Source organism: Streptomyces sp. NPDC008163 (genome assembly GCF_042956885.1).
Taxonomy (GTDB): Bacteria; Actinomycetota; Actinomycetes; order Streptomycetales; family Streptomycetaceae; genus Streptomyces; species Streptomyces drozdowiczii_A.
Genome location: NZ_JBIBHG010000003.1, coordinates 328,092 through 340,080, shown reverse-complemented (window position 1 = coordinate 340,080; position 11,989 = coordinate 328,092). Strand labels below are relative to the sequence as shown.

8 protein-coding genes are annotated in these 11,989 nt (G+C 71.5%); 4 read left to right on the top strand and 4 right to left on the bottom strand.

Translation table 11 applies throughout. The features are described 5' to 3' along the window. Positions 1-52 precede the first annotated feature (52 nt). From ACFZAT_RS09515 to ACFZAT_RS09505, 3 genes are all read right to left on the bottom strand, one after another. Positions 53-1,015 (bottom strand): ABC transporter permease subunit, encoded by a 963-nt coding sequence (locus ACFZAT_RS09515; protein WP_391262389.1) that lies wholly within the window; start codon positions 1,013-1,015, stop codon positions 53-55. Then, complete coding sequence (locus ACFZAT_RS09510; protein WP_391262387.1) at positions 1,012-2,088, bottom strand: ABC transporter permease subunit; 1,077 nt, start codon at positions 2,086-2,088, stop codon at positions 1,012-1,014. Before ACFZAT_RS09510 ends, ACFZAT_RS09515 begins: the two co-directional genes overlap by 4 nt. Positions 2,089-2,170: 82 nt before the next feature. Next, positions 2,171-3,778, bottom strand: a complete 1,608-nt coding sequence (locus tag ACFZAT_RS09505) for an extracellular solute-binding protein (RefSeq protein WP_391262773.1) — start codon at positions 3,776-3,778, stop codon at positions 2,171-2,173. Positions 3,779-4,226: 448 nt separating this feature from the next. On the opposite strand from ACFZAT_RS09505, the gene ACFZAT_RS09500 reads away from it, so the two are divergent. Both ACFZAT_RS09500 and yicI read left to right on the top strand, forming a co-directional pair. Beyond that, positions 4,227-7,091, top strand: a complete 2,865-nt coding sequence (locus ACFZAT_RS09500) for a glycoside hydrolase family 3 C-terminal domain-containing protein (protein ID WP_391262385.1) — start codon at positions 4,227-4,229, stop codon at positions 7,089-7,091. Positions 7,092-7,143: 52 nt separating this feature from the next. Then, a complete protein-coding gene (gene yicI, locus ACFZAT_RS09495) occupies positions 7,144-9,414 on the top strand; it encodes an alpha-xylosidase (RefSeq protein WP_391262383.1) in 2,271 nt (756 codons plus the stop codon). A 39-nt stretch (positions 9,415-9,453) separates the two neighbouring features. Here the strand turns inward: yicI and ACFZAT_RS09490 are convergent, their stop codons facing one another. Then, on the bottom strand, positions 9,454-9,960 hold the full coding sequence (locus ACFZAT_RS09490) for a DUF4232 domain-containing protein (protein ID WP_391262382.1): 507 nt from the start codon (positions 9,958-9,960) through the stop codon (positions 9,454-9,456). A gap of 192 nt (positions 9,961-10,152) precedes the next feature. On the opposite strand from ACFZAT_RS09490, the gene ACFZAT_RS09485 reads away from it, so the two are divergent. Together ACFZAT_RS09485 and ACFZAT_RS09480 are read left to right on the top strand one after the other, a co-directional pair. After that, a complete protein-coding gene (locus tag ACFZAT_RS09485) occupies positions 10,153-10,731 on the top strand; it encodes a WHG domain-containing protein (RefSeq protein WP_391262380.1) in 579 nt (192 codons plus the stop codon). A gap of 40 nt (positions 10,732-10,771) precedes the next feature. Further along, positions 10,772-11,962 carry a GDSL-type esterase/lipase family protein gene (locus ACFZAT_RS09480; protein WP_391262378.1) on the top strand — a complete coding sequence of 397 codons (1,191 nt, stop codon included), beginning with the start codon at positions 10,772-10,774 and terminating at the stop codon, positions 11,960-11,962. The last annotated feature ends 27 nt before the right edge of the window (positions 11,963-11,989 follow it).

The window sequence follows — 11,989 nt, the reverse complement described above, 5'->3', positions numbered from 1 at the left end:
GACGCCGCGGCCTGATCCGACCCTGGTCGACAAGACACCCGGGCGGGGCCGGTCAGCCCTTCACGGCGCCGGTGAGCATGCCCTTCTGGAAGTGCTTCTGGACGAACGGCGACAGCACCGCGACCGGGATCAGCGCCAGGATCATCACCGCCATCTGCACGGCGAGGCTGTTGATCTGGCCGCTGCTGACGGCCGCGCCCATCGCGCCCGGCGGCACCTGGTGCTGGAGGACCAGCTGACGCAGGATCATCTGCAGGGGGTACTTGTCGCTGTCCTGGATGTAGAGCATCGCGTTGAACCACTGGCTCCAGTAGCCGACCGCGTAGAACAGCGAGATCACGGCGATCACCGCGCGCGACAGCGGCATGATGATCTGGAGCAGGATGCGCCACTCGCCGGCCCCGTCGATGCGGGCCGCGTCGATGAGTTCGGGCGCGGTGTCCATGAAGAAGCCGCGCAGCACCAGCACGTTGAACACGCTGATCGCGCTCGGCAGGATCATCGACCAGTAGCTGTCGCTCAGCCCGATCCCGGTGACCAGCAGATACGTCGGGATGAGCCCGGCGCCGAAGAACATGGTCGCCATCAGCGTCATCAGCAGCGGGCGGTGCGCGTACGAGTCGCGGCGGCTGAGCCCGTACGCGCAGAGGATCGAGACGACCATGCTGACGGCCGTGCCGACGACGGTCAGGCCGACGCTGACGGCGGCGGCGCGGGTCACCGCACCCCCGCTCAGCAGTTCCTTGTACGCGACGAACGTGAGGTGCTTCGGCCAGACGACCAGGCCGCCCGCGTCGTTGATGGTCCGGGTGTCGGAGAGGCTGGTCACCAGCACGACCCAGATCGGGACGACGATGACCGCGCAGATCGCGACGAGCCCGAAGCCCTTGAAGGCGAGGCCGGCCTTCGTCGGCTCCTCCTCCCACACGGGGCGCGGTTCGATGCGCAGGGCGCGCTGGAGGCGTGTCTCGGTGGGGGGCGCCGGGTCCGCCCGCCGGTCCAGGAGAGTTGTCATTTCTTGGAGTACACCCCCTGCTCGCCCAGCATGTGGGCGACCTTGTTGGCACCCAGCACCATGGCGACGCTGAACAGTCCCTTGAAGATCCCGGCGGCGGCCGCGTAGCCGAAGTCGCCGGTCTTGATGCCCGTCCACCAGATGTAGGTGTCCAGGATTTCCGAGGCCCCCGCGCCCACCTGGTCGCGTTGGAGGAGGATCTGCTCGAAGTCCAGATTGAGCGCGCTGCCCACCCGCAGGACGAGCAGCAGGGCGATGACCGGGCGCAGCGCGGGCAGCGTGACGTGCCACATGCGGCGCCAGCGGCCGGCCCCGTCGACGGCGGCGGCCTCGTACAGATCGGTGTTGACGGCGGCGAGCGCGGCCAGGAAGACGATGACGCCCCAGCCGGCGTCCTTCCACACGGCCTGCGCGCTGACCAGGAACTTGAAGAAGCCCGGATCGGTCATCAGGTCGAAGCCCTCGTGCCCGTGCTCACGCAGCCACTGGGCGACCAGTCCGGCGCCGCCGAACATCTGCTGGAAGACGGTGACGACGAGCACCCAGGAGAAGAAGTGCGGCAGATAGACGACCGCCTGCACCCAGGCCCTGACCCGGGTGCTCATGATCGTGTTGAGCAGCAGCGCGATGGCGATCGGGATCGGGAAGAACAGGACCAGCTGGGTCACGAAGATGACCAGCGTGTTCACGAGGACTTCCCAGAAGCGGTAGTCCTCGAAGATCCGGGTGAAGTTGTCGAACCCGACGAACGGGCTGCCCGTGATGCCCAGGTCGTACACGTCGTAGTCCTGGAAGGCCACGATGTTCCCGAGCAGCGGGATGTAGTTGAAGATCAGCAGCAGCGCGATGGCCGGCATCGTCATGAGGATCAGCGTGCGGTCGCGCCGCAGCCGCTGCCGCCAGGTGATCCCGCCCTGTTGCCCGCGGCGCCCGGGAACGCCCCCGGCTCGCGTCCTGCCGGCGCTCCTCGTATCCCCGCCGTCGCCGTCCCCGGCGCCGCTCCCGCCGGCCGGCGCGCTCGCCCCGGCGGCGGTGCGGTCCGGGGCGGCCGCGACCGTGGCCCGTGCCTTCACCCTGTGCTCCCCATGTCGTGCTCCTGACCCCGGCCGCCGGGCTGCGTGTGCCCGACGGCCCCCAACTCCGCCTCTGTGCGCGTCAGTTGCCGGAGCCGTTCTTGTCGAGAATGTCCTGGTACCAGTCGCGCAGCTTGTCGCCGCCGCTCTTCTTCCAGGTGTTCACCGCGTCCTCGACGTCGGCGACCTTCTTGCGGCCCCGGCGGATGTCCTTCTGGAGGTCGTCGAAGGGGGTGTAGAGCGAGGCGTAGCGCTGCGGCTCGACCACCTGCATGCCGAAGAAGAGGGGCTTCTTGATGTGCGGCGCCTGGCGCGCCATCCAGCCCGCGTAGTCCTTGGCCAGCTGCGGCTGGTCCGGGTAGGCGATCGAGGTGGGCGGCGAGGCCACGAAGAGGAACGTGGACGGCTGCGCCTCCTCGACCCCCTGCGGGGTGTACGTCGGGGTGCCGTCCTTGATCGTGTAGTGGGTGCCCTTCACCCCGTAGTTGGTGAGCATGAACTCCTCGGTGCCGAACGGCGCGGCCGCGTAGTCGGCGATGGCGAGGAACTCCTGGATCCTCTCCTTGGAGAGGTTCTTGCTCAGGAAGGTGAAGATGCCCGCCGGGTCGTCCTGCCACAGCACCGGCTCGCCGCCGTCGTGGTGGAAGAAGTCCAGTGCCTGCATGTCGAACTCCGGGTTGGCGGCGGCCTGTTCGGTGACCATGCCCTTCCATCCGCCGGTGCCGTCGTTGTACATGACGACGTGTCCGCCGGTGAAGCGGATCTTCGCGTCGGCGTCCTTGTTGGCCTCGGCGTCCGGGTGGACGTACCCGCCGTCGTGGAGCTTGCGGGCGAAGGCCAGCGCCTCCCGGTACGCCTGCGTCTCGATCTTGTGGACCAGCTTGCCGTTCTCCAGCTGCCAGTAGTGCGGCGCGTCCGGGAGCAGCCCGAATATCTTCTGGATGCAGGTCCACAGGTCGTCGAAGGCCCACACCTTCTTCTTGGGGGCCGTGTACTCCTTGCCGAAGGCCAGCAGGTCGTCTGCGCTCGCCGGGACGGCGCCGGAACCGGTCAGGTCCTTGCGGTAGAAGATCGCGTTGCCGATGACCGGCGTCGGCATGGGCAGGCCGCGCAGCTTGCCGCCGAAGACCGAGTACTGCCAGGCACCGGTGGGGATGTTGGCCAGGTTGGGATACTTCTTGACGGCGTCACCCGCGAGATACGGGGAGAGGTCGGCGAACTTCGCGGTGATCGCGTTGCGGATCTGCCCCTGCATGTTCCAGCCCGGGATCGTCATGACGTCCGGGATGTCCGAGCCGGCGAGGACCGCACCGATCTTGTCCTGGTACGTGTTGCCGTCCTGCGGGTCGAAGTTCAGCGTCGCCCCGACCGCCTTGTTCACGGCCGTGTAGTACGGGTTGTTCTTCTTCGGGACCGTGCCCCACAGCGGGGTCATCACCCGGAACGCCGAGCCCTTGCCCGGCACCGACTTGACCGAGACCACCAGCGGGTCGGGGAGCTTGGTGAAGCCCGGGCTCGAACCGTTGACGCCGGGGACGTCGGGCTGGACCAGGTTGAGCGGTACATAGCTCGGCACGACCTTCTTCAGGGCCTTGCCCGTGGTCGTGCCCTCCTTGCTCCCGGCGCCGGAGCCGGAACCGCCGCACGAGGCGAGCAGCGGCACCCCGCCGGCCACGGCGACGGCCGCCACCGCGCCCGTGGCGAGGAAGCTTCTCCGGCTCGGGGCGGAGGGGGAGGGGGAGGAATTCGGCGTCATTGCGTCAACCCTTCGAGGCGCACCAGGTGCAGCGGTTCAACAGGGAGGCGTCCTACGGTGTCGCCGTCCCGGGGAAACAGGGGCGAGGGCGCCCCTTCGCAAGTCGGTCGAAGCTCTGTCGAAGCGCTTCGATGTTGCAGCGAGGTTAAGTGAAGGGTCTCGGTCGCACAAGAGTCCGTTTGCAGATTCCTCGGACCTGCCCTCCCTTCCCCTTCGGTGCGACGAAGGGGCGCAGGCGGGAGAGGGTGAGGACGGGGCCTTGACACGCGCGGGGTCGGCCGTTGAGCATCGAAGCGCTTCGAAAGATCGTCCGAGGCTGCTCCGTGGCCCGCACGACGCGCCGGCACCGCCCTACCTCCCACCTTTGACGAAGGACCCGCACGTGACGGAACAACCGCAGCCCTTCCGCGACCCGCGACTGCCCTTCGCGGAGCGCGTCGACGACCTGCTCCGGCGGCTGACCCCCGACGAGCGCGTCGCGATGCTGCACCAGTTCGCCCCGGCGGTCGAACGGCTCGGGCTCCCCGCCTTCCGCACCGGCCAGGAGGCCCTGCACGGCGTCGCCTGGATGGGGGAGGCCACGGTCTTCCCGCAGGCCGTCGGGCTCGGCGCCACCTGGAACGACGACCTGGTCCGCCGCATCGGCGAGGCCGTCGGCGACGAGGTCCGCACCAAGCGCGCCCAAGACGACCGGGTCGGGCTCAACGTCTGGGCCCCCACCGTCAATCTGCTGCGCCACCCGCTGTGGGGGCGCGGCGAGGAGGGGTACAGCGAGGACGCCGGGCTCACCTCCGCCATCGCCGTCGCGTACACCCGGGGACTGCGCGGCGACCACCCGCACTACTGGCGCACCGCGCCCGTCCTCAAGCACTGGCTCGCCCACAACAACGAGACCGACCGCGCCACCTCGTCCTCCTCGGTCCGCCCGAGGGTGCTGCACGAATACGACCTCAGGGCCTTCCGCGACGCCGTCCGCGCGGGCGCGGTGGCCGGGGTGATGCCCGCGTACAACCTGGTCAACGGGCGCCCCAACCATGTGTCGCCGCTGCTCTCGGAGCAGCTGCGCAGCTGGACCGGACAGTCCCTGGCCGTCTGCTCCGACGCCGGCGCACCCACCAACCTGGTCGACTCCGAGCACTACTTCGACACCCACGAGGAGGCGACCGCCGCCGCCCTGCGCGCCGGCGTCGACAGCTTCACCGACCACGGCCAGGACTCCTCCGTCATGACCGCCCGCATCCAGGGCGCCCTGAAGCGCGGGCTCCTCGACCAGCAGGACATCGACACCGCCGTCCGCCGCCTCCTCCATATGCGCTTCGCGCTCGGCGAGTTCGACCCCGGACTGGACCCGTACGCGGACGCCGGCGCGCTCGACACCGAGGCGCACCGTGCCCTCGCCCTGGAGGCCGCCGAACAGGCCGTCGTGCTCCTGAAGAACGACGGGCTGCTGCCGCTCGCCCCGGACACCGGCCGGACCGTCGCCGTCGTCGGACTCCTCGCGGACGCCTGCAAGCTCGACTGGTACAGCGGCACCCTGATCCACCGCTCGACCCCGCTCGACGGACTCCGCGAGCGCTTCGGCGCGGACCGCGTCATCCACGCCGAGGGCGCCGACCTGGTCCGCCTCAAGTGCGCGGACGGCTGGCTGCACATCCCCGAGGCGGACCCGGCCGGGGAGGCGGCGCGGGGCGCGGAGGGCGCCCTCGACCCGGCGCTGCTCGCCGGCCGCACCGACCTGCCGCCGCTGACCTGCGCCGACACCCCGTCGGAGCTGGCGCTCGTGGACTGGGGCGGTGGTGTGCTCACCCTGCGCGAGCCGGGAGGCCGCTACCTCTCGGTCGCCGAGGACGGCCATGTACGCGCCTCGGCGGACGAGCCGGGCGGCTGGATCGTCCAGGAGACCTTCCGGTGGGAGGCGGTGGAAGGTCATACCGGCGGTCACCGCCTTCTGCACATCGGAACGGGTGGGTATGTCTCAGTCGCCGCCGACGGCGTAAAGGTTGCCGCCCCGGACGAGGAAAGTTCCGCCGCCCCCGGCACCGTCTTCGAGATCGAGGTGACCGAGCGCGGTGCGGACGCCGTCGCCCGCGCCGCCGCTGCCGCCGACACCGTGATCGTGGTGGCGGGCAACGACCCGCACATCAACGGCCGGGAAACCGAGGACCGCGCCACTCTCGACCTGCCCGCCCAGCAGGAACGCCTCTGGCGCGCGGCGCACGCCGCCAACCCGCGCACCGTCCTGGCGGTCACCTCCGCCTACCCGTACGCCCTGTCCGACGCGGCCGCCACGCTGCCCGCGCTGCTGTGGACCGCGCACGGCGGCCAGGCGGCCGGCACCGCGCTGGCCCGCGTCCTCGCCGGCGACGTCTCCCCGGCCGGGCGGCTCCCGCAGACCTGGTACGCCTCCGACGCGGAGCTGCCCGGCCTGCTGGACTACGACATCATCGGCTCGCGGCAGACCTACCTCTACTACAACGGCACCCCGCTCTACCCGTTCGGCCACGGGCTCACCTACAGCGACTTCACGTACAGCGACCTGACCGCCGTACGCGAGGGCGAGCTGCTGCACGTCTCGGTGAACGTCACCAACACCGGCTCCGTCGCCTCCGACGAGGTCGCCCAGTTGTACGTACGGGCCGTGGCCCCGTCCGTACCCCGGCCGCTGCGCCAGCTCGTCGGGCACCGCAGGCTGCACCTGGCACCCGGGGCGGCGGAGCGCGTCGTGTTCACCGTGCCGGTGGAGGAGCTGGGCCACTGGGACGTGGCGCACGGCCGCTGGACCGTCGAGCCGGGCGCGTACGAGATCCAGGCGGGTGCGTCCAGCGCGGACATCCGTGGCGTCGCGGTCGTCACCGTCGACGGCGAACCGGCCGGGCCGCGCCCGGTCCTGGTCCACGGCCTGGAGGCGGCCGACTACGACGAGCAGCTGGGCACCGCGATCGTGGACCGGGCGAAGACGCACGGCGACGCGGTCACCGCCACCGCCGGGACCAACGAACTCCTGTACCGCCGCTGTGACTTCGGCGCCGGGGCGAGCGGGGTCGAGGTCCTTGCCTCCGGCGAGGGGGCCGTCCTGATCACCGTCGGCGGCTCCACCGTCACCGTCCCGGTGCCCGCCACGGACGGACCGTACGACCACCGCACCGTCCGCGCCGGCCTGACCGCCTCCGGCACGGGCGACCTGCGCGTCGCCCTGCGCGGCACGGTCCGGCTGGCCCGGCTCGGCTTCACCGGGACCGGCGCGTGAGATACCGCAGCCTCCCCGTTCCCCCTTCCGATGCCCCCGGCAAGGAGTCCGCATGAAGTTCACCGACGGCTTCTGGCTCATGCGTGAGGGCGTACGCGCCTCCTACGCGACCGAGATCCGCGATCTGCGCGTCGGCGCCGACCGGTTCACCGCGTACGCGGCGGTGAAACGGGTGGCCGCGCGTGGCGACACCCTCAACACCCCGCTCATCACCGTCGACTGCTTCTCCCCGGCCGAGGGGATCATCGGCGTCCGCACCACGCACCACGCCGGAAAGGCGCACCGGGGCCCGGACTTCGCCCTTCCCGGGCTCGACCCGGCCGGCTCCGGCGCCCGCACCCGGCAGGACGGCTCCGTCACCGAACTCACCAGCGGGCCGCTGACGTTGCGCATGGACGCCGACGGCCCCTGGGGCCTCGCCTTCCTCGACGCCGAAGGGCGCCGTCTGACCGGGGCCGACGCCAAGGGCACCGCCTTCGCGACCACCCCCGACGGCACCCACCACATGATCGCCCAACTCGCGCTGGACGTAGGCGAGAACATCTACGGGCTCGGTGAGCGCTTCACCCCGTACGTGAAGAACGGCCAGAGCGTCGACATCTGGCAGGCGGACGGCGGCACCAGCAGCGAACTCGCCTACAAGAACATCCCGTTCTACCTCTCCTCGCGCGGCTACGGCGTCTTCGTCAACCACCCCGGCAAGGTCTCCTTCGAGCTCGGCTCGGAGTCCGTGGGGCAGGCGCAGTTCAGCGTCGAGGACCAGTCGCTGGAGTACTACATCGTCGCCGGTCCGACGCCCAAGGAGGTGCTGGCCCGCTACACCGCGCTCACCGGCCGCCCGGCGCTCCCGCCGGCCTGGTCGTTCGGCCTGTGGCTGACGACGTCCTTCTGCACCTCGTACGACGAGGAGACCGTCACCTCGTTCGTCGACGGCATGGCGGAGCGCGACATCCCGCTCTCCGTCTTCCACTTCGACTGCTTCTGGATGCGCGAGTACCAGTGGTCGGACTTCCTCTGGGACCCGGACGTCTTCCCCGACCCGGAGGGCATGCTCGCCCGGCTCAAGGAACGCGGGCTGCGCATCAGCATGTGGATCAACCCGTACATCGCCCAGAAGTCGGCGCTGTTCGCGGAGGGCGCCGCACTCGGCCATCTGGTCCGCCGCCCCAACGGCGACGTCTGGCAGTGGGACCTCTGGCAGCCAGGCATGGCCCTGGTCGACTTCACCAGCCCCGCCGCGCGCGAGTGGTACACCGGCAAGCTGAGGCTGCTGCTCGACCAGGGCGTCGACTGCTTCAAGACGGACTTCGGCGAGCGCGTCCCGACCGACGTGGTCTGGCACGACGGTTCGGACCCCGAGCGGATGCACAACTACTACGCGCAGATCTACAACCGGACGGTCTTCGAACTCCTGGAGAAGGAGCGCGGCCACGGCGAGGCCGTCCTCTTCGCCCGCTCCGCCACGGCCGGCGGCCAGCAGTTCCCCGTTCACTGGGGCGGCGACTGCTTCGCCTCGTTCACGGCGATGGCCGAGTCCCTGCGCGGCGGCCTGTCGCTCTCGCTCTCCGGCTTCGGCTTCTGGAGCCATGACATCGGCGGCTTCGAGGGCACCCCGGACCCGGCCGTCTTCAAGCGCTGGCTCGCCTTCGGCCTGCTCTCCTCGCACAGCCGGCTGCACGGCAACGTGTCCTACCGGGTGCCGTGGGAGTTCGGCGAGGAAGCGGTGGACGTCGCCCGGAAGTTCACCCTCCTCAAGCACCGGCTCATGCCGTACCTCTACGGTGCCGCCGCCACCGCCCACCGCACCGGTGTTCCGGTGATGCGGCCCATGCTCCTCGAATTCCCGGACGACCCGACCACCCGCGTGCTGGACCGGCAGTACATGCTCGGCCCCGACCTCCTGGTCGCCCCGGTCTTCACGGAGGACGGGCAGGTCGAGTACTACGTCCCCGAGGGCACCTGGACCCACCTGCTCACCGGCGAGACGGTCACCGGCCCCGCCTGGCGCCACGAGACCCACGGCTTCGACAGCCTCCCGGTTCTCGTCCGCCCCGGCGCGGTCCTGCCCTGGGGCGGCGACGACCGGCGCCCGGACGGCGACTGGCTGGACGGGCTCACCCTGCGGGTGTTCGGCGAGGCCGACGGTACGGAGGTGACCGTGCCGGACCACGCGGGCGCCACCGCCGCCACCTTCCGGGTGACCCGCGACGGCGACACCCTGACCGTCACCTCCGCACGCATCGACCGCCCGTACCGCGTGGTCACCGAGGCGACGGGCGCGACGGGGGAGGGGCGGGGGACGGTGACGGTGCGGGGGGCGTGAACGACGGCGGGGGCGGTCCGAGCGGACCGCCCCGTCCCCTCAGCCCGTGCCCTCCGCCAGTGCCCGGTCCGCCGCGCCCCGCGAGGCGTGCCAGAGCGTCGTCACCGGCTCCCACACCCGGATGCCGTCCGCCATGCCGACGGCCGGTGCCGCGAAGGTCACCCCGTAGTGCGCCGGGTCCGCCGCCACGGACAGGCTGCGCACGACATGGCCCCCTGCCGTGTCCGGCGCGGCCGTCCGCACGGCCGCGTAGCCGTGCTCGCCCGGCGACAGCACGTACGGCCCGCTCGTCGCCGCCGGTACGGGCTGCGCCGAGCCGTCCAGTCCCCGGAAGGTGACCGTCGGGATGCGGTCCACGGCGCAGGCCCGGCCGCCCTCGTTGACCACGGAGACCCGGGCGGTGTTCTGCGAGCCGCCGGGCCCGGCGGAGACGCGGAGGTCCCGCTCCCGGCAGGGGGCGGTCGCGGCCGAGGCGGTGGGGGCGGCCAGGGCCGTGGCGGCGGCCGCGGTGACGACGGCGGTGGTGAGAGCGGTGCGCAGACGCATGGTGTTTCTCCCCTTGAAGCCGGTGGGCGACAGTCTCTGACAGTCTGAGCTGTTTGCCGGATTCGCGGCGATAAAACAGACATATCGATCCGGCAACGTGCCGCGGGCAGGTGGTGTGCCTTGAGCCCTTTTGTATTTGCCTAAAATCCTTAGGCAGGCGCATGATGGTCCCCCCGGGACAAGGAGGCGACCATGGTGCGCGCGGGGCTGACCGCCGAACGCCTGACCAGGGCGGGCGCCGAGCTGGCCGACGAGGTCGGCTTCGAGCAGGTGACCGTTTCGGCGCTCGCCCGCAGGTTCGACGTCAAGGTCGCGAGCCTCTACTCGCACCTGAAGAACTCCCAGGACCTGCGGACCAGGATCGCCCTGCTCGCCCTGGAGGAGATGGCCGACCGGGGCGCCGCCGCCCTCGTCGGACGGGCCGGCAAGGACGCGCTGAGCGCCCTCGGTGACATGTACCGGGACTACGCCCGCGAGCACCCCGGCCGTTACGCGGCGGCCCAGCTGAAGCTGGATCCCGAAGCGGCGGCCGCCGGCGCCGGTCCGCGGCACTCGCGGATGACCCGGGCCATCCTGCGCGGCTACGACCTGACGGAGCCGGACCAGACGCACGCCGTACGGCTCCTGGGCAGCGTGTTCCACGGATTCGTCAGCCTGGAAGCCCAGGGCGGCTTCAGCCACAGCGCCCCCGACTCGCAGGAATCCTGGAGCCGCACCCTGGACGCGCTGGACGCCCTCCTGCGCAACTGGCCCGCGCCGGGGCAGGCGTAACACCGCACGACCGCAACCCGCGACCCCAGCGAGTGGAGCCATGAGCACCGACACGCCCACCCCCCTCCCGTTCACCACCCCCGTCACCCCCGCCCTCCTGCGCGGCGCGCTCGACGTGGAGCGCACCGACGCCGGGCTGCTCCCGCACCGCCTGCCCGCCGCCGCCCGCGCCCAGGCCCCGGACGGCCAGATCGCCCTGGCCGAGGCCCAGCCCTCCGGCGTGCGGCTGACCTTCCGGACCAGGGCCACGGTGGTGGAACTGGAGGCGCGGCGCACCCGCACCGTCTACCAGGGCGTCCCGCCGAGGCCCGGCGGCGTGTACGACCTGCTGGTGGACGGCGTCCTCGCGGCGCAGGGCTCGGCAACCGGCGGCAACGTCCTCGACGTCGACATGACGACCGGGTCGACCCGGTTCCGTAGCGGCCCGGTCGGGTCCGTACGGTTCGACGGGCTCCCGGACCGCGAGAAGGACGTCGAGGTCTGGCTCCCGTACAACGAACGGACCGAGGTCGTCGCCCTGCACACCGACGCGCCCGTCACGCCCGCCCCGGCCCCCGGCCGCAAGGTGTGGCTGCACCACGGGAGTTCGATCAGCCACGGCTCCGACGCGGCGAGCCCCACGACCACCTGGCCCGCGCGTGCGGCGCTGCTCGGCGGCGTCGAACTGGTCAACCTGGGCCTGGGCGGCGGCGCCCTGCTCGACCCGTTCACGGCCCGCGCGATGCGGGACACCCCGGCGGACCTGATCAGCGTCAAGATCGGCATCAACCTCGTCAACGCCGACGTGATGCGCGTGCGCGCCTTCGCCCCGGCGGTGCACGGCTTCCTCGACACCCTCCGCGAGGGCCACCCGGAGACCCCGCTCCTGGTGGTGTCGGCCGTGCTGTGCCCCATCCACGAGGACACCCCGGGCCCGAGTGTGCCCGACTTCAGCGGCCTCGGCGAGGGCCGGGTCCGCTTCGCGGCGATGGGCGATCCCGCGGACCAGGACACCGGCAAGCTGACGCTCCGCGTCATCCGCGACGAACTGGCCCGCCTGGTGGAGCGGCGGTCCGCCGAGGACCCGCACCTGCACTACCTGGACGGACGCGAACTGTACGGCGAAGCGGACACGGAGGAACTCCCCCTCCCCGACGCCCTCCACCCCGACGCCGCCACCCACCTCCGCATGGCCGACCGCTTCGCGGCGCTGGCCTTCGGGGAGGGCGGCGCGTTCGCGGACCGTGCCTGAAACGCCGCCGGACCGGCCCCCGGAGCG